15 protein-coding genes and 1 other RNA gene are annotated in these 15,544 nt (G+C 41.1%); 5 read left to right on the forward strand and 11 right to left on the reverse strand.

Annotation, left to right across the window (positions count from 1 at the left end; all coding sequences use genetic code 11):
* Nucleotides 1–2: 2 nt before the first annotated feature.
* Together mmgD and ASE42_RS11505 are read right to left on the reverse strand one after the other, a co-directional pair.
* Nucleotides 3–1,145: a citrate synthase gene (gene mmgD, locus ASE42_RS11500; protein ID WP_034621348.1), complete on the reverse strand. Its 1,143-nt coding sequence runs from the start codon at nucleotides 1,143–1,145 to the stop codon at nucleotides 3–5.
* A gap of 168 nt (nucleotides 1,146–1,313) precedes the next feature.
* Nucleotides 1,314–1,853 (reverse strand): DUF420 domain-containing protein, encoded by a 540-nt coding sequence (locus ASE42_RS11505; RefSeq protein WP_024422676.1) that lies wholly within the window; start codon nucleotides 1,851–1,853, stop codon nucleotides 1,314–1,316.
* A gap of 198 nt (nucleotides 1,854–2,051) precedes the next feature.
* Here ASE42_RS11505 and ASE42_RS11510 point away from each other — a divergent pair, with 198 nt between their 5' ends.
* Nucleotides 2,052–2,564, forward strand: a complete 513-nt coding sequence (locus ASE42_RS11510; protein WP_029708157.1) for a GNAT family N-acetyltransferase — start codon at nucleotides 2,052–2,054, stop codon at nucleotides 2,562–2,564.
* Nucleotides 2,565–2,717: 153 nt separating this feature from the next.
* On the opposite strand, the gene ASE42_RS11515 is transcribed toward ASE42_RS11510, so the two are convergent.
* From ASE42_RS11515 to ASE42_RS11540, 8 genes are all read right to left on the reverse strand, one after another.
* Nucleotides 2,718–3,539, reverse strand: a complete 822-nt coding sequence (locus ASE42_RS11515; RefSeq protein ID WP_024422678.1) for a LysM peptidoglycan-binding and 3D domain-containing protein — start codon at nucleotides 3,537–3,539, stop codon at nucleotides 2,718–2,720.
* Nucleotides 3,540–3,773: 234 nt separating this feature from the next.
* Entirely contained in the window at nucleotides 3,774–5,576 is a 1,803-nt protein-coding gene (recQ, locus tag ASE42_RS11520) for a DNA helicase RecQ (protein WP_034621342.1), read from the reverse strand.
* Nucleotides 5,577–5,709: 133 nt separating this feature from the next.
* Nucleotides 5,710–5,895, reverse strand: a non-coding RNA gene (ssrS, locus tag ASE42_RS18670) — 6S RNA.
* A gap of 132 nt (nucleotides 5,896–6,027) precedes the next feature.
* Nucleotides 6,028–6,528, reverse strand: a complete 501-nt coding sequence (locus tag ASE42_RS11525; RefSeq protein WP_024422680.1) for a TraR/DksA family transcriptional regulator — start codon at nucleotides 6,526–6,528, stop codon at nucleotides 6,028–6,030.
* Nucleotides 6,529–6,619: 91 nt separating this feature from the next.
* A complete protein-coding gene (locus ASE42_RS11530) occupies nucleotides 6,620–7,267 on the reverse strand; it encodes an SDR family oxidoreductase (RefSeq protein ID WP_041109476.1) in 648 nt (215 codons plus the stop codon).
* A 175-nt stretch (nucleotides 7,268–7,442) separates the two neighbouring features.
* A complete protein-coding gene (locus ASE42_RS11535) occupies nucleotides 7,443–7,781 on the reverse strand; it encodes a PH domain-containing protein (RefSeq protein WP_024422682.1) in 339 nt (112 codons plus the stop codon).
* A 278-nt stretch (nucleotides 7,782–8,059) separates the two neighbouring features.
* On the reverse strand, nucleotides 8,060–8,197 hold the full coding sequence (locus ASE42_RS18675; RefSeq protein ID WP_075611524.1) for a DUF4025 domain-containing protein: 138 nt from the start codon (nucleotides 8,195–8,197) through the stop codon (nucleotides 8,060–8,062).
* Between the two features lie 49 nt (nucleotides 8,198–8,246).
* The gene (locus ASE42_RS11540) at nucleotides 8,247–8,459 is read right to left on the reverse strand and encodes a DUF6501 family protein (protein ID WP_024428339.1); all 213 of its coding nucleotides are present in this window, start codon (nucleotides 8,457–8,459) and stop codon (nucleotides 8,247–8,249) included.
* Between the two features lie 213 nt (nucleotides 8,460–8,672).
* Here ASE42_RS11540 and ASE42_RS11545 point away from each other — a divergent pair, with 213 nt between their 5' ends.
* The 4 genes from ASE42_RS11545 to ASE42_RS11560 all read left to right on the forward strand — a co-directional run bounded on the left by ASE42_RS11545 (nucleotide 8,673) and on the right by ASE42_RS11560 (nucleotide 14,245).
* A complete protein-coding gene (locus ASE42_RS11545; RefSeq protein WP_024422684.1) occupies nucleotides 8,673–10,157 on the forward strand; it encodes an aldehyde dehydrogenase family protein in 1,485 nt (494 codons plus the stop codon).
* 299 nt (nucleotides 10,158–10,456) lie between these two features.
* Complete coding sequence (locus ASE42_RS11550; RefSeq protein WP_056767057.1) at nucleotides 10,457–12,331, forward strand: prenyltransferase/squalene oxidase repeat-containing protein; 1,875 nt, start codon at nucleotides 10,457–10,459, stop codon at nucleotides 12,329–12,331.
* Nucleotides 12,324–13,145: a superoxide dismutase gene (locus tag ASE42_RS11555; protein WP_056767059.1), complete on the forward strand. Its 822-nt coding sequence runs from the start codon at nucleotides 12,324–12,326 to the stop codon at nucleotides 13,143–13,145. The genes ASE42_RS11550 and ASE42_RS11555 overlap by 8 nt, the downstream gene beginning before the upstream one ends.
* 149 nt (nucleotides 13,146–13,294) lie before the next feature.
* A complete protein-coding gene (locus ASE42_RS11560; RefSeq protein ID WP_024428336.1) occupies nucleotides 13,295–14,245 on the forward strand; it encodes a bile acid:sodium symporter family protein in 951 nt (316 codons plus the stop codon).
* Between the two features lie 35 nt (nucleotides 14,246–14,280).
* Here ASE42_RS11560 and odhB read toward each other — a convergent pair whose 3' ends face one another.
* Nucleotides 14,281–15,537 carry a 2-oxoglutarate dehydrogenase complex dihydrolipoyllysine-residue succinyltransferase gene (gene odhB, locus ASE42_RS11565; protein WP_024422686.1) on the reverse strand — a complete coding sequence of 419 codons (1,257 nt, stop codon included), beginning with the start codon at nucleotides 15,535–15,537 and terminating at the stop codon, nucleotides 14,281–14,283.
* Between the last annotated feature and the right edge of the window lie 7 nt (nucleotides 15,538–15,544).

Below are 15,544 nucleotides of genomic sequence, written 5' to 3' on the forward strand. Positions count from 1 at the left end.
GTTCATTCCCCCGTTTTTCCATCATCATTTGAAACCTTTAATCCTCTTGGCCCTAAATACCGGACTCTCGGTCTAAAAATGCGATTATGCAAATGCTGTTCAATAACATGTGCGGCTAATCCGCTAGCTCTTGCAGCAAAGAAAATGGGTGTATAAAGTGAAATAGGAATTCCGAGCACGTAATAAATCGGTGCAGCATAATAATCAAGATTTGGATAAAGGTTTTTCTGCTCTTTCATGTATGCCTCTCCTGCTACACACATGTCATATAGCGTTGTATCTCCCTTTGATTCAGTAAGCGTTTTCAATGAACGTTTTAAAAGAGCGGCTCGCGGGTCCATTTTTCTCATGTATACTCTGTGGCCAAAGCCCATCATTTTTTCTTTTGCAGCTAATTTTCGTTCAATGAGCGCAAGAAATCCTTCTGTTGTTTTTCCTTCAAGAAGCATGTGCATGACAGCTTCATTTGCTCCTCCGTGGAGGTCACCTTTTAATGAAGAGATCGCTCCAGTAAATGCACCGTACATGTCAGAATGCGTGGATGCAATCACTCTAGCCGCAAACGTTGAATTCGGCAGCTCATGTTCGCTATATAATGTGAGTGTTTGGTCAAAAGCGGTAATTTCGTCTTGTGTCGGGGTGCGTCCAGTTAGCATGGATAAAAAGTTTTCAGTGTAGGATTTGGTCTGATCTGGAGAAATAGCGGCGTCTTTTGTGAGAATATAATAGCTTCCAGCAACAATGGCCGGCAGCTGTCCTAGTAATCGAACTGCACGCCTTTCTTGGCACGCTTCAGATCGATCATGTAATGCGTCATCATACCCTGCAAGAGCAGATAAACACGTTCTCATCGCATCCATAGGGTGAGTGGTTTTTGGAAGATTCGTTAATATGGTTTGAATGGTTGGATGTAAGTTCGTTTGTGAGGATATATCTTGCTGAAATTGGTGATATTCCATCTTATCTGGTAATCTTCCATAAATAAGCAGATAGGCTGTTTCTAAATATGTCTTGTTTTGTGCCAGCTCAATGAGGTCGTACCCGCGAATCACAATTTCCTCTTGCTCCACATCTAAGTATGATATGGACGTTTCGCTTGCCACAATGTCTTCAAGCCCCGGTTTATACTGCAATTGTTCAGTCATCATATAACCCCCGTTTCGTCCAATTGTTGATCTCCAAACGAGCAAACGGCCAGAAATGATGTGAATCTATAGATGGGAAGATACCGTGCTAGTCGGATATCCAATTTCCATTCTATCCAAAGCACTTCATCTTGTAAATAAAAGAACGTATGTCCAGTTGGACATACGTTAGCTGTAATATGGAGAAATCATGATATAGACAATGACGCCAGTGAGACTAACATAGAGCCAAAGCGGCATCGTCCAGCGGGCAATTTTACGGTGGCGCTCGACCTGCATCTGTGCGCCTCTAAATAGTGTAATCAATGCAAGTGGTACAATAATTGCTGAAAGCACAATATGTGTAATCAAAATAAAGAAGTAAATTGGACGGATGATCCCTTCTCCGCCGAAGTGTGTATCAGCTGCCATTGAATGATATGTCACATAGGAAATTAAAAAGACAAGTGTTGTTGAAAATGCAGCAAAGATAAATCGTCTATGTGCTTTAATGTTCTTTTGTTTAATCATAATGAGTGCTGAAAGTAAGAAGATAAACGTAAAGCTGTTCATCACGGCATTCAGTAACGGCAGAAATGTAATGTCCAGATGACTAAATTTATCTGTTTTTGGCATTAAAAATAATAAAGCGATTAATCCGTTTATGGCAATTGTTAAAATGACAACAATGCCGGTGAAATTTTTCGGTTTTTGATTCTGTTCGTTCATGTTTGAAAACCTCTCTTTATTAGTTCCGACTAAGAGTATGTTATTTAACTTTCTCTATAAAGTCAATGAATTCGCTGTCTTCGTCGAATTTTAGACAAACTTGCCGATTACTGGCGTTCTAACGGGTTGAAAGATTCATCCACTTCCTTTAAAATTGGAATTTATGTGATTTTTATCATTTCTTATATGAAAGGAGTAATGGACTTGTCAATCTTACAGGAAACACCCAAAGATGTGAAGGCGTTAGAGCAAGAATTACAGCAATTGCAGTTCCAAATGTATCGAATGCAAGAAAATATGAAAGATATTTCGAAAAAGGCAAAGATCATTGGCATTGATCAGGCGAAAGAAGATGAATGGATGATTGTCTCTGCCATTGAAAATGCTGATACATGTAAAATCATGCTGACCGATTGTGAAAAAGCTTTTCGCGGACAATCTGATTTTTCCTTAATTGCTGAATATCCTGAAGAAGGAAAGATTCATATTGCCGATATTAAAGGACCTCCCGATAATGGATACGGTTCAATCTGTATGAAGCATTTAAAAGAAATCGCAAGAGAGCAGAACATCCCAGTCATCACAGGTGACCTCGTCAAAAGAGATTGGAATCACGTGGACCGATTGATTCACTTTTATGAAAAGCACCAATTTGATGTCCAAATCAATTGGAAAGAACAAAGCGGAGAAATTTATTGGGTGGACAGCTAACGACAAAAAAACAGCGTGTATGATGGAATATACGCTGTTTTTTGTCGAAAATGCAAATTTTTCTGAAAAATGTGTGTTTTTTTGACCAAAAAAAGGGTACAATAAAAGCATCAGGCCGCCACCTGATGCTTTCTTCCAAAAAACAATAAGTTACTAGTTAAGTACTTTCACTTTGACTGATTTTACGCCCCAATTTTTTGCTTGGGATTTGCTTGGTACATGAACATCAATTTTGTTACCTTTAATTGCGCCGCCAGTATCTGCTGCGATGGCTTCACCGTAGCCTTCAACATAAACCTTACTTCCTAATGGAATGACATTAGGATCTACTGCAATCACCTTCGCATTTGGGTTTTTGTTTAAGTTTACCCCTGTTGCAGTGATACCTGAGATGCCACCATCATTTGCTGTATAAGCCGTAGCCGTTACAGTCATTTCTTTTTGTACACTTTGACTAGCAGAAGATGATTCTGCTTTAGCTGTTTCCTGTTTAGGAGCAGCTTTTTTCGGTGCTTCCTGTTTTGGAGCAGCTTTTTGTGTTGTTTGCTCTTTTTGGACAGGCTCCTGTTTTTGTACAGGCTCTGAGCTTACCGGAGCTGAGCTTTGACCAGCAACACTTAGTGTTGAACCAATCATAATTATATCTGAGTTTAAGTTATTCCAAGACTTAATATCGCTAATTGACACATTGAATTTTTGAGCGATTTTCCAGAGGCTGTCCCCCTTCTGGACTTTATACTGCTCCTGAGTTTTCTCTTTTGAAGAGATTGTCAATTTATCACCTACATAAATCATGTCTGTAGATAAATTGTTCCAACCCTTTAGGTCCTTTAGAGACACATCATTTTTTTGAGAGATTCCCCAAAGTGTATCACCTTTCTTCACAGTGATTTCCTTTGCAGAAGCTTGCTGTGCTCCAAATGCTGTTGTAGAGATTGCTGCAACAGCAACCAAGGACATAATAGTCTTCTTCATAAAGTAAATCCTCCCTTGTTAGCTTTTTATGGCGGCTAACGAGTGCTATCGTAACATATGTAAATGTCAATTCAATAACAAAACGATATGTTTTAGATTACAGTTCCTTTACATGAAACATCTCTCTCCATTGGTAAATCAGACCACAAAACAGCTCGATTACCCGCCATATCAAGGTTTTGAAAGGATCAGAAACCTCCTGTTGAAAACGTGTCCAAACGCAGCGAAAAAAATTTATTTTTCTTCTTCAACCTTTTTATTTTTCTCTTTTTCTATAAATAAACGGATTTCTTCTAAAAAAACATCCCCGTATTTCTCTCTTTTTTGAGCGCCTATTCCCTTAATATGGAGAAGTTCTTCTTCTGTTTTAGGCTGAACGGCTGACATTTCCTTCAAGGTTTGATCAGAAAATACAACAAATGGCGGAACGCCCTGCTCTCTTGCCAGCTTCATTCTCACCGCTCTCAGCTGCTCAAATAATGCATCGTTTTCTTGAATCGCCTCTCTTTTAACTGCCTGCTTTTTATACACAGCCTCTTGCCCGACTAACACTTTCTTTCCTTTATGTGTCACTTTTAATGTTGGATAAGCTCCTTCAGACATGTGCAAATACTCTTCGGTAATTAAAAATTCGATGAAATCACTGATTTGCTGGGCGGATTGCTGCTTCATTAAAGCGTATGTAGGAAGACGGTCGAAACCGAGGTCAAGCACTTTTTTATTTTTAGAGCCTGCCAGTACTTGAGCAATCATCATTTTTCCAAAGCGCTCGTTCATTCTAACCGTACACGATAAAACCATTTGCGCTTCTCGAGTGACCTCTTCACGCTCTCTTTCATCAAGGCAATTACTGCATTTTTGGCAAGGGGCACTTGCTGATTGATCAAAGTAGTCCATCACAAATTGCTGCAGACATTGCTCAGTGTGACAGTAATCGACCATTTGTCTAAGTTTAAGCAGCTCATGCTGAAAGCGCACTTCATCTTCTGTTGACTGTTCAATGAGGAATCGCTGCATTCGTACGCCCTGCGGCGAAAACAGTAAAATGCATTCACTTTGGAGCCCGTCTCTGCCGGCGCGTCCAGCCTCTTGATAGTAGCTTTCAATATCCCTTGGAATTTGATGATGTATCACAAAACGGACATTTGACTTATTAATTCCCATGCCAAATGCAGATGTAGCCACCATAACCTGGATGTCATCATTTAAAAACAGGTTTTGCTGCTCTTCTCTCACATCATCATCTAACCCGCCATGATAAATGCCCGCTTTGATCTTTTGTTTCTTTAGCCGATTGTAAATATTTTCGGCTTCTTTTCTTGTAGCAGTATAGATAATGCCGGACTCAAGCTTATTTTTCTTCATATAATGTGTGATAAAGCGGTCACTATTTTCTCCTTTGACCACCTGAAAAGATAAATTTTCTCTAGCAAAACCAGTAAAAATGGTTTCTTCTTCGTTCATGCCAAGCTGTTCACATATATCTCGGTGAACCTTTTTCGTGGCTGTAGCCGTTAATGCGACAATCACTGGCCTTTTTGTCAGCCGATTTAAGCATTCTTGAATAAAGCGGTAGCTCGGCCTAAAATCATGCCCCCACTCAGATATACAGTGTGCTTCATCAATTGCAATTAAAGGGATCGTTAACCGATCAAGCAGCTGAAAAAAACGTTCATTTTGTAAACGTTCAGGTGTGATATAAAGCAGCTGATATTCCCCATCTTCACATTTTTTCAGCCTTTTATTCATTTCAGCTGCGGAAAGTGTGCTGTTTAAAAAGGACGATCGTATGCCCATCTCATTTAGTGCATCGACTTGATCTTTCATTAAAGAAATTAGCGGGGATACAACGATCGTTGTTCCTTCCATCATCAGGGCAGGAATCTGGTAGCAAACCGATTTCCCCCCGCCTGTCGGCATAATACAGACGGTATCCTTCTGTTTGTTTACAATCGATTCAATGGCTTGCTTCTGTCCCTGCCTAAAGGCGTCAAAGCCAAAGTATTGTTTCAGGAGTGCTTCTGCTTGTTCTAACATCCAATTCCCTCTCCGTCTTTTGTTTTGTCTATTTTAACATACATTCATGCCTCTTCCGGCTGACTGTGCAATTTCGTTTTTTCACAAAATAAAAAGCCATTTTCCAAAATGGAAAATGGCTTGAATCATCCTAGGAAAAGCTGCGGATGCCGTAATCTAAGTAAGAAAGTTTTAAACCACCACTCCTCAAAGTGGGTGTTTGCAGAAACGTTCCTGTCTTCCTCGCTAAGGAGGCATGACATTCCGGCTTCAATATAAAACTCCCTATTACAGCTTAAAGGTTAAAACTTAATTAACATTACGCGCATCGCAGCCTTTAAACTATATTACACGAAAGTTTATTAAATTTCAAGAGATCTTTTTTCTATGAAATACTCATGTATACAAGTTATTTGTTCATGTGTACATAAGAAAAAATTATTCTGAAAAAATTTAACCTTCGCTTATGATCCTATTTTTCCTCATCTACATCAGCATCTTGCTCTTCCTCTAATCTTTCATACGTATCTGAATGCATCTGATCCATTGTTTCTCTATTTGTTAAATCGCGCATTTGATCGGAGAATGAACGGTCAAATTCGTTTGGATCTTGAGTGGTTTCTTCATTTTTCTTTGCATCTATTGAATAACGTGTATATGGAACTGCTTTTAAACGCTCGTATGGAATCTCTTTTCCCGTTTTCTCACATATCCCATATGTTCCGTCTTCCATTCGTTTCAGTGCTGCATCGATTTCACCTTCAAGCTGATCATCGACCTGATCCAGCGTTTGTTCTGTCATACGGTCTAAATAGATGCTCCCATGATCAGCGATATGATTCCCAACACCATTTGAAATCTCACTCGATTCAACGAGCATCGATTCTTCTTTCTTTTTTGATCCCTTCACATCTTCTTTTAATTGAATCAATCTTTCGTATAAATCAGCTTGTTGTTCTTTCGTTAAGCCCACGGTCAATCACTCCTTTCTCATTACCTTCCCGCTGAAAGAGAAAAGAAAACATCAAAAAAGCCGCCGCCTCTTTGGCAGCAGCTTTCTTTTCTTACAGATGACGAAGTGCTTCTTCTACTGATTTTTCGCCTTTCATCAAGTCAAAGGACTTATTTTTCACATTGGATTCTGTTAAACTCTCCACAAGAACAATGGCTACGTCCTCTCTTGAAATCTCGATGTTTTGATCATCTGGAATATGTTCGGCAGCTTCAATCTTTCCTGTCTTCTCCTCATGTAGCAGGGCACCTGGGCGGACAATCGTATAGGAAAGACCAGACTGTTTTAAGTGCTCATCAGCTTTTCTTTTTGCTTCATAATAAGTTTCCATACTTCCTTGCCCTTTTCCTTGATTCGGATCATCTGCATTATAGGCACTAAGCATAACAAAATGCTGTATGTTTTCTTTTTTCGCTGTATCAACGAGGCGTTTTGCCCCTTCTTGATCGACCGCAATGGTCTTATCTGCACCTGTTTTTGAGCCTGAACCAGCTGCAAAGATGACAGCGTCTGCTTGTTTCACAGCATCTGTCACATCTTTTTCAAGATCACCGATGACAGGTGCTGCACCAAGTTCTTTTAGTGCATCAGCTTGTTTTTCATCTCGAATGAGAGCAAGCGGCTCATGTCCTTTTTCTTTTAAATAACGAACGACAAGTCTGCCTGTATGTCCATTTGCTCCTGCAACTAATACTTTCATTGTTCATTCTCCTTTCTGTATCTGTTTCATCTTTATCCTTTTTTGCTATCATTCAAACACTTAAGCAGAAAAAAGCCCTTCTCATCAGATGGGAAGGACTTAGCAATGTGCGATCTATAAAAATAAGAACGAAGAATGAGAAAAGTGCATATGATCTATGTAATCGCAAGATTGATCAGCAAAGATGTTTTGTCAAAATGGCTTGCACATCACTCAAATCCGTCTCTTTGGAAAAGTCGAGTTCAAATACTTTTGAGCTTGTGACAAGCAGCATACCTGTGTCCTGATCAAACACGCCAGCTTCTTGTATGGCAAAACTTTCAATTGATCGATACGGCAAGGAGACCCTGACTTTCTTCTTAGAAAATACGCGGTTATCGCCAAAGATCAGTCGTTTATTGGTAAAGCAAATTTGGTCGTGACGCAGTCTGTAAACAGCCTCAATTCTTTCCCCTTCAATCAATAAGGATTCGAATTTCTTATCATTTTGTTTACTGACAGAAAAAATACCCACGTAAACCCCCTCTTCCTGCATCAAATTCCTTTATGACAAAACGGCCACACGGCTCTGTGGGTACGTTTTATTCTCACTTATAGAATACGCTATAAATGGTTGTTATTCCATTACGAATAGATTAAATTTCATTTAACTTTTTCTTTTTGATCCGATGCTCTTTCCTCTACTTATTTAGACAGTTAAACCAGGAAAAAAGTTTCAGTTCTTTTCGAGAAAAATGCTGAATCATTCCAATAAAAAAACAGTGATTATGCCAAATCACTGTTTTTAAATAACTATTCGTCTTTTGGTGTATCAATCGTTCCCTCGGCATACACATCGGAAATCTGTTCAAGCGTAATCGCCATATCAGCGTCCTCGTGTTCATGCCATGCATTTTGATTTTTCTGCTCGTCATTTTGCTGCTTTTTCATCATCATCACCCTTTACTGTTTTTCTTAGTATGAGTGATGACCCTCAAAATCATTCAGCTGAAATATCTTCGAAATACTCCTTGTAATACCCGCCTACTTTACCCGTATTGTCTACGACAAACAGGAATTCTTCTGTTTCATTTTTCACTTCATATGTTCTTCCAACCGTTAATGCCCGGTCGACCATATATTTTTTCGCATTTGTATGTACACATTTTACTTGTTTTAACGTTTGAGCCGTTTGCCAGTTTTGATGGATCATGATTTAAAAACTCCTTTTTTCATCTATACATTTATTGTAGCCAAATTTTCGCGAAATGCAATGAGTGTTATGGATTGCTTTCAAACAGGTCGTGTAATATGATAATTGTATACGTTTACATCTTTGTGCGTATACAATTTAAGTTGCATGTCCGCTTTTCCCACCTAGAACTCGCAGAAAACAATCCATATCTTTAAGGAGGTTTGTTTATTTATGAGCTCTACAACACTTCAAATTAGTTCAAAACTCGAATCTTTTCTCCAAGGGACGAAAAAACTCTACATTAATGGTCAGTTTGTCACAAGTCACGATAACAAAACCTTTGCTACTCCTAACCCAGCCACAGGCGAAACCCTTATTGATGTTTATGAAGCAGGTGCAAAAGATATTGATGAGGCCGTAAAAGCTGCAAAAAAAGCCTTTCATGGTCCTTGGCGCTCAATGTCTGCCGCTGAACGCGCCCGCCTCATGTTCAAGCTTGCTGATTTAATGGAGGAAAATCAGGAAGAGCTTGCACAGCTAGAAACTTTAGATAACGGAAAACCAATTAATGAAACAACAAATGCAGATATCCCCCTCGCTATTGAGCACATGCGCTATTATGCGGGCTGGACGACAAAAATGAATGGACAAACCATTCCTGTCAGTCAAGGATATTTTAATTATACCCGCCATGAGCCGGTTGGGGTTGTAGGACAAATCATCCCATGGAACTTCCCGCTGCTCATGGCTATGTGGAAAATGGGCGCCGCACTTGCAACAGGGTGCACCATCGTTTTAAAGCCAGCCGAACAAACTCCACTCTCTGCTCTTTACTTAGCAGAATTAGTGGACAAAGCCGGCTTCCCAGAAGGCGTGATTAACATCGTTCCTGGATTTGGCGAAACAGCCGGAGAAGCCTTAACTGATCATCCTGACGTGAACAAGCTGGCCTTCACAGGGTCAACAAGTGTTGGGAAATTAATTATGGAGAAAGCGGCTAAAACCATTAAGAGGGTCACATTAGAGCTTGGCGGAAAATCACCGAATATTATTTTACCTGATGCCGATTTAAAGAAAGCCATTCCAGGTGCTTTAAATGGCGTCATGTTTAACCAAGGTCAAGTATGCTGCGCAGGGTCCAGAGTCTTTGTTCACCGGAGCCAATATGATGAAGTGGTCGATCAAATGGCCAAATATGCAGGATCCCTTAAACAAGGCGCTGGTCTTCATCAAGATACGCAAATTGGACCTCTTGTAAGTAAAGAACAGCACGAACGCGTGTTAGGCTATATTGAAAAAGGTAAATCCGAAGGGGCAACAGCCGTTGTCGGGGGCGATTGCCCTTATGAGGCTGGCTATTTCGTCTCCCCTACTATTTTTAAAGATGTAGAAGATGAAATGACCATTGCCAAAGAAGAAATCTTTGGACCTGTCTTATCTGCCATTCCTTACGATTCCATTGATGAAGTGGTCGAACGAGCCAACCAGTCTGAATATGGATTAGCAGCAGGACTATGGACAGAAAACTTAAAGCATGCCCATGATATCGCTGCACGTCTTGAAGCAGGAACAATTTGGGTCAACTGCTATAATGTCTTTGATGCCGCCTCCCCGTTTGGAGGATATAAGCAATCAGGTCTTGGCAGAGAAATGGGATCATATGCCCTTAACAACTATACAGAAGTCAAAAGTGTATGGATTAATCTCCAAGACTAATAACGTCAAGAAAGCCGTGACCCTGTCATCGGCTCAGATCGTTGACAAAGTGCTAAAATGATTTTTATTTTAGCACTTTGTCTTCTTTTCAGCGTGATAGAAAACCTTTGCAGTCTAGGAAGGACGAGCACTGGCGCGGAGCGAATTGACATTCGTGAGCACCAGCGCGCAGACCTGACACCGAATGCGAGGGTTTGTCTACACGCTGAGCCGGTGACCCTGTCATCGGCTTTTTTTGTGTTTGCATGTGACAGGCCGGCTCCTGAATATAGTATGAAAGGAAAGGAGCATGGCCGCATATGCAAGATTTTAAATTGAAAGTAAACGAATTTATTGAAGAATTGCACATAGAAATGCAGCGAAGACAACGAGAAGATGGTGCCTTTGTTTTCTGCTTTGAAGGTCCTATGATGACAAATGCTTTTTTGATTATGCTGTTAAAGGCTGTCGGCGATTCGGATCAGGCTTTGGTTCATCAATTAGCAGAAGCGATACGTGAAAAACAAAATGAGGATGGGTCTTTTTCTTTGTATCATGATCAAACGGGACATGTAACAGCTACTGTGCAGGGCTATTGCGGAATGCTCGTTTCAGGCAGGTTTCAACAAGATGAGCCTCATATGGAAAAAGCAGCGCAATATATTCGATCAAAAGGCGGATTAAAGAACGTTCACTTTATGACAAAGTGGATGCTCGCCGTCAACGGCATGCACCCTTGGCCGTACTTCTATGCACCACTTTCCTTTTTACTCATCCCTACATACTTTCCGCTGCACTTCTATCATCTTAGTGCATATGCAAGAATTCACTTTGTGCCAATGATGATTGCACTCAACAAACGATATACCTCTCATGAGAAATTCCCAAGCCTAGCACACCTTGATGCAAACATGACTAAAAATCCATTTGACTGGTTTATGGCAAGAGAAGAACGTTCCACTCATCACTTTCTGACTTACATGCGATCGTATACAGCACTTGACAGCCGGCTGGACTTTTTCGGATATGAAGCAGCAAAGCGATATATGTTTGACCGCCTCGAAAAAGATGGCACACTGTACAGCTATTTAAGTGCAAGTATTTTTATGGTCTATGCACTTATGAGTCTTGGGTACTCGCCGGGACATCATCTCATATTAAAAGCAGTCAAAGGCATGAAAAAGCTAGTCACTGACTGTCAGGGCAGAATGTATGCAGAAAATTCCACATCCACAGTTTGGGATACAGCGCTTGTCAGTTATGCTTCTCAAAAAGCTGGCAAAAAACAAGAAGATCCAGTCATCACAAAGTCTTTCTCATACTTATTGAACCGGCAGCAAATGAAGAAAGCAGATTGGGCGATTCATAACCGGCATGCTGCTCCGGGAGGCTTTGGTTTTTCAGATATCAATACGAATAACCCTGATTGTGATGATACGCAAATTGTATTAAAAGCCATTCCGAAAACATACGCACCAGTTCAGTGGAAGCGAGGATTTCATTGGCTTCTTTCCATGCAAAACCGTGACGGCGGGTTCTCTGCCTTTGAAAAAAATCAAGATCACTTCCTGCTTCGACATCTGCCGCTTGAATCTGCGGAGGATGCAGCAATTGATCCATCGACTCCCGATATTACAGGCCGTGTGCTTCATCTCATTGGTCTTGAAGAGAAAAACATGTCACCCCCAATTCACAGACAAAAAGATCAATGTGTTAAGTGGCTCCTAGATCATCAAGAGAAAAATGGATCATGGTTTGGCAGATGGGGTGTTTGCTATATTTATGGAACGTGGGCAGCATTAACAGGACTAAAAGCTGCCGGCATCCCCTCCACCCATCCTGCTGTCCAAAAAGCATACCGATTTTTAAAGCAGATTCAACGAGAAGATGGCAGCTTCGGAGAATCGTGTAAAAGTGCAGAGGTAAAAACGTATGTCCCTCTTCCGTTTGGCACAGTGGTTCAGACGGCTTGGGCAGCAGAGGCACTTTTACAATATGAGAAGCCAGATGACAAAACGATTTTAAAAGCCATCTCATTTTTGATCCATCATCAGCACACGAGTGAAGCCGTGCACTATCCAGTAGGCATTGGCCTGCCAAAGCAATTTTACATCACTTATCATAGCTACCCATTTGTCTTTCCGATGATGGCTTGTTCCACATTTTTAGAAGAAATGAGGCGTAAGAATGAATAAGGAAGAGTACCGTTTGCAGCTCAAAGAGTGGCTTAGCTCCATTCAACCCGCGATTCAAGATGACAACATCCGTAAGAAAGTAGACCATTTATGGTTTTCAATGGATGATGAACATTCCAGTGAACAAGAGTGGTACGAACTGGCAGAACGTATTGCTGAGGACATGAACCCACAAGAAGACATGCGAGAGGTAGCAGCTGGAAGTCACAAGTTACCTCCTCTCCCTTACCGGTATGATGCACTAGAACCGTTTATATCAAAAGAAATTATGTATTTGCATCACCAGAAGCATCATCAATCATATGTAGATGGTTTGAACCAAGCTGAGCTTGCATTAAAAAATGCAAGAAGAACCAATGATTTTAAAATGATCAAACATTGGGAACGGGAGCTTGCCTTCAATGGTGCGGGGCACTATTTACATTGTATTTTTTGGTTTTCCATGAGTCCTTCAGGAAAACGAAAGCCCACTGGACAAATGCTTCGTCTCATTGAACAATCGTTTGACAGCTATGATGCATTTAAATCTCAATTTTCAGCAGCGGCCAAACAAGTAGAGGGTGTTGGCTGGGCCATTCTCGTATGGGCGCCCAGATCTCAGCGATTAGAGATTTTACAAGCAGAACGCCATCAATTTTTGTCACAATGGGACGTGATCCCCCTTCTAGCCCTTGATGTATGGGAGCACGCCTACTACCTTCAATATCTGAATGAAAAAGCGAAATACGTCGATCGTTGGTGGAATGTAGTCGACTGGCGTGAGCCAGAAGCTAGGCTTAAGCAAGCACAGCAAGTGAAATGGACCCCTTTTTAAGACGATGCTCCATATAGGCTAATGCTTATATGGGGTATTTTTAGTTTACATAATTTTATTATTAACACCTTTATAAAGAATGGGTTGTTTTTTCAGAAAATTCGTTTAAAATAGGAAAGATATGTGAGGAAAGTGAGATGAAGCAATGAATGAACATTCTTTTAACCATTAGTCAATTTGCAGGAAGAACCTTTGCAATCTGGGTCATTATCTTTGCATGTCTTGGATTTGCTTTTCCTGACGTATTTTCTCAGATTGGACCGTATATCCCTTTTTTACTAGGTGTCATTATGTTTGGGATGGGGCTTACGTTATCTGGTGAAGATTTTAAGGAGCTTTTTCGTAAACCTCTCTATGTGTTAATTGGGGTTTTGGCGCAGTACACACTCATGCCGCTGATCGCCTTTCTATTAGCTTACGGATTACGGCTGCCGTCTGAAATTGCAGTAGGCGTTATTCTTGTGGGCTGCTGCCCAGGCGGTACAGCATCCAATGTCATGACCTTCCTTGCAAAAGGCAATATGGCATTATCCGTAGCGGTCACAACTATATCGACCCTTCTTGCTCCCTTTTTAACGCCTCTCTTTATCTATATTTTTGCAAGATCATGGTTACCTGTATCACCGGAGGCATTATTTTTGTCGATTGTCCAAGTTGTGCTAATTCCTATTATCTTAGGGGTTATCGTTAAGGTATTTTTCAAAAAACAAGTAAACTATGCAGTTCAAGCATTGCCGCTTGTATCTGTTGCTGGAATTGTGTTGATCATTGCAGCGGTTGTCAGTGCAAATAAAGAGCAGATTCTTCAATCTGGATTGCTGATATTTGCCGTTGTTATATTACATAATGGACTTGGTCTCTTATTTGGTTACCTGATCGCAAAGTGGTGCAGAATGGATATCCCTTCTCGTAGAGCGATCTCGATCGAAGTAGGCATGCAAAACTCCGGGCTCGGTGCAGCGCTAGCAACAGCACACTTCTCACCGCTCGCAGCCGTACCAAGTGCGATTTTTAGTGTGTGGCATAATTTATCTGGTTCCTGGCTTGCGACGTATTGGTCAAAACGAGGACAACATGACAGTGAAAAGAAAAAAAGCTAGCCCCTGTTAGGGTGCTAGCTTTTTATAATTGAAGATTATCCTTCAAGTAATAGCTGCTCAGGATCTTCAAGCAGATTTTTAATCGTAACGAGGAATCCAACTGCTTCTTTACCATCGACAATGCGGTGGTCGTAAGAAAGAGCTAAATACATCATCGGACGGTTTTCAAAACGTTCTTCATCAATCGCTACCGGACGAAGCTGAATTTTATGCATCCCTAAAATTCCAACTTGCGGGCTGTTTAAAATCGGAGTTGAAAGCAGAGAACCAAATGTTCCGCCGTTTGTGATCGTGAATGATCCACCTTGTAACTCATTAAGAGACAATTTGTTATCTCTTGCTTTTTTCGCAAGATGACCAATTTCTTTTTCAATCCCCGCAAATGACAATCTGTCTGCATCACGGACAACCGGTACGACAAGTCCTTCGTTTGCAGCAACAGCGATGCCGATGTCATAGAATTTCTTCAAGACAAGCTCATCACCTTGAATTTCTGCGTTAAGCAGCGGATATTTCTTCAGTGCTGCTACAACTGCTTTTGTAAAGAAGGACATGAAGCCAAGCTTGACATCATTTTGTTCTAGGAAGGCATCTTTACGACGCTTTCTTAAATCCATTACTGCTGTCATATCGACTTCATTAAATGTCGTCAGCATCGCAGCCGTTTGTTGAACTTCAACTAAACGTTTTGCAATTGTTTGTCTGCGGCGTGACATTCTTTCACGTTCAATAGGCTTTCCTGGTTGTTCAGTTTGCACCGCAGCATTTGCTTTTGGCGCGGCTTTCGGTGCACTTGCAGGTGCTTCATTCTTTTGATAAGAAGCGACATCCTGCTTTCGTACCCTGCCCAGCGGATCTACGGTTGGAATCTCAGATAAGTCTAACCCCTTCTCTCTCGCTAATTTTCTAGCTGCAGGAGAAGCGATGGTTCTGCCATTACCAGCTTTCGGCTCTTCTTTCACTGCTTCTTCTTTTTGAGCAGCTGCCGGTTCTTCTTTCGAAGCTGGTGCAGAAGCTTGCTCAGGTGCTGGAGCTGCGGACTCGCTTCCGCCAGCTTCACCTGCTGCAATCGTTCCGATGACCTCTCCAACTTGTACAGTGTCACCAGAATCTTTCAGCACTTCTTTTAATACACCAGATTCTTCAGCAGTCAGTTCGACATTGACTTTATCTGTTTCAAGTTCTAGCAGGTACTCCCCCTGCTCCACATAATCGCCCGGCTGCTTTAGCCATTGAGCAATCGTTCCTTCCGAGATTGATTCCGCTAATTCAGGTACTTTAATTTCCGCCATTTTTCAT

Origin of the sequence: Bacillus sp. Root920, from assembly GCF_001429445.1 — a bacterium.
Taxonomy (GTDB): domain Bacteria; phylum Bacillota; class Bacilli; order Bacillales; family Bacillaceae; genus Bacillus; species Bacillus safensis.

Excerpts from the sequence above, each read along its gene's own strand:
- mmgD (WP_034621348.1), bottom strand. The coding sequence starts at position 1,145 with ATGACTGAACAATTGCAGTATAAACCGGGGCTTGAAGACATTGTGGCA.
- ASE42_RS11505 (WP_024422676.1), bottom strand. The coding sequence starts at position 1,853 with ATGAACGAACAGAATCAAAAACCGAAAAATTTCACCGGCATTGTTGTC.
- ASE42_RS11510 (WP_029708157.1), top strand. The coding sequence starts at position 2,052 with ATGGACTTGTCAATCTTACAGGAAACACCCAAAGATGTGAAGGCGTTA.
- ASE42_RS11515 (WP_024422678.1), bottom strand. The coding sequence starts at position 3,539 with ATGAAGAAGACTATTATGTCCTTGGTTGCTGTTGCAGCAATCTCTACA.
- recQ (WP_034621342.1), bottom strand. The coding sequence starts at position 5,576 with ATGTTAGAACAAGCAGAAGCACTCCTGAAACAATACTTTGGCTTTGAC.
- ASE42_RS11530 (WP_041109476.1), bottom strand. The coding sequence starts at position 7,267 with ATGAAAGTATTAGTTGCAGGAGCAAATGGACATACAGGCAGACTTGTC.
- ASE42_RS18675 (WP_075611524.1), bottom strand. The coding sequence starts at position 8,197 with ATGAAAAAGCAGCAAAATGACGAGCAGAAAAATCAAAATGCATGGCAT.
- ASE42_RS11540 (WP_024428339.1), bottom strand. The coding sequence starts at position 8,459 with ATGATCCATCAAAACTGGCAAACGGCTCAAACGTTAAAACAAGTAAAA.
- ASE42_RS11545 (WP_024422684.1), top strand. The coding sequence starts at position 8,673 with ATGAGCTCTACAACACTTCAAATTAGTTCAAAACTCGAATCTTTTCTC.
- ASE42_RS11550 (WP_056767057.1), top strand. The coding sequence starts at position 10,457 with ATGCAAGATTTTAAATTGAAAGTAAACGAATTTATTGAAGAATTGCAC.
- ASE42_RS11555 (WP_056767059.1), top strand. The coding sequence starts at position 12,324 with ATGAATAAGGAAGAGTACCGTTTGCAGCTCAAAGAGTGGCTTAGCTCC.
- ASE42_RS11560 (WP_024428336.1), top strand. The coding sequence starts at position 13,295 with ATGAACATTCTTTTAACCATTAGTCAATTTGCAGGAAGAACCTTTGCA.
- odhB (WP_024422686.1), bottom strand. The coding sequence starts at position 15,537 with ATGGCGGAAATTAAAGTACCTGAATTAGCGGAATCAATCTCGGAAGGA.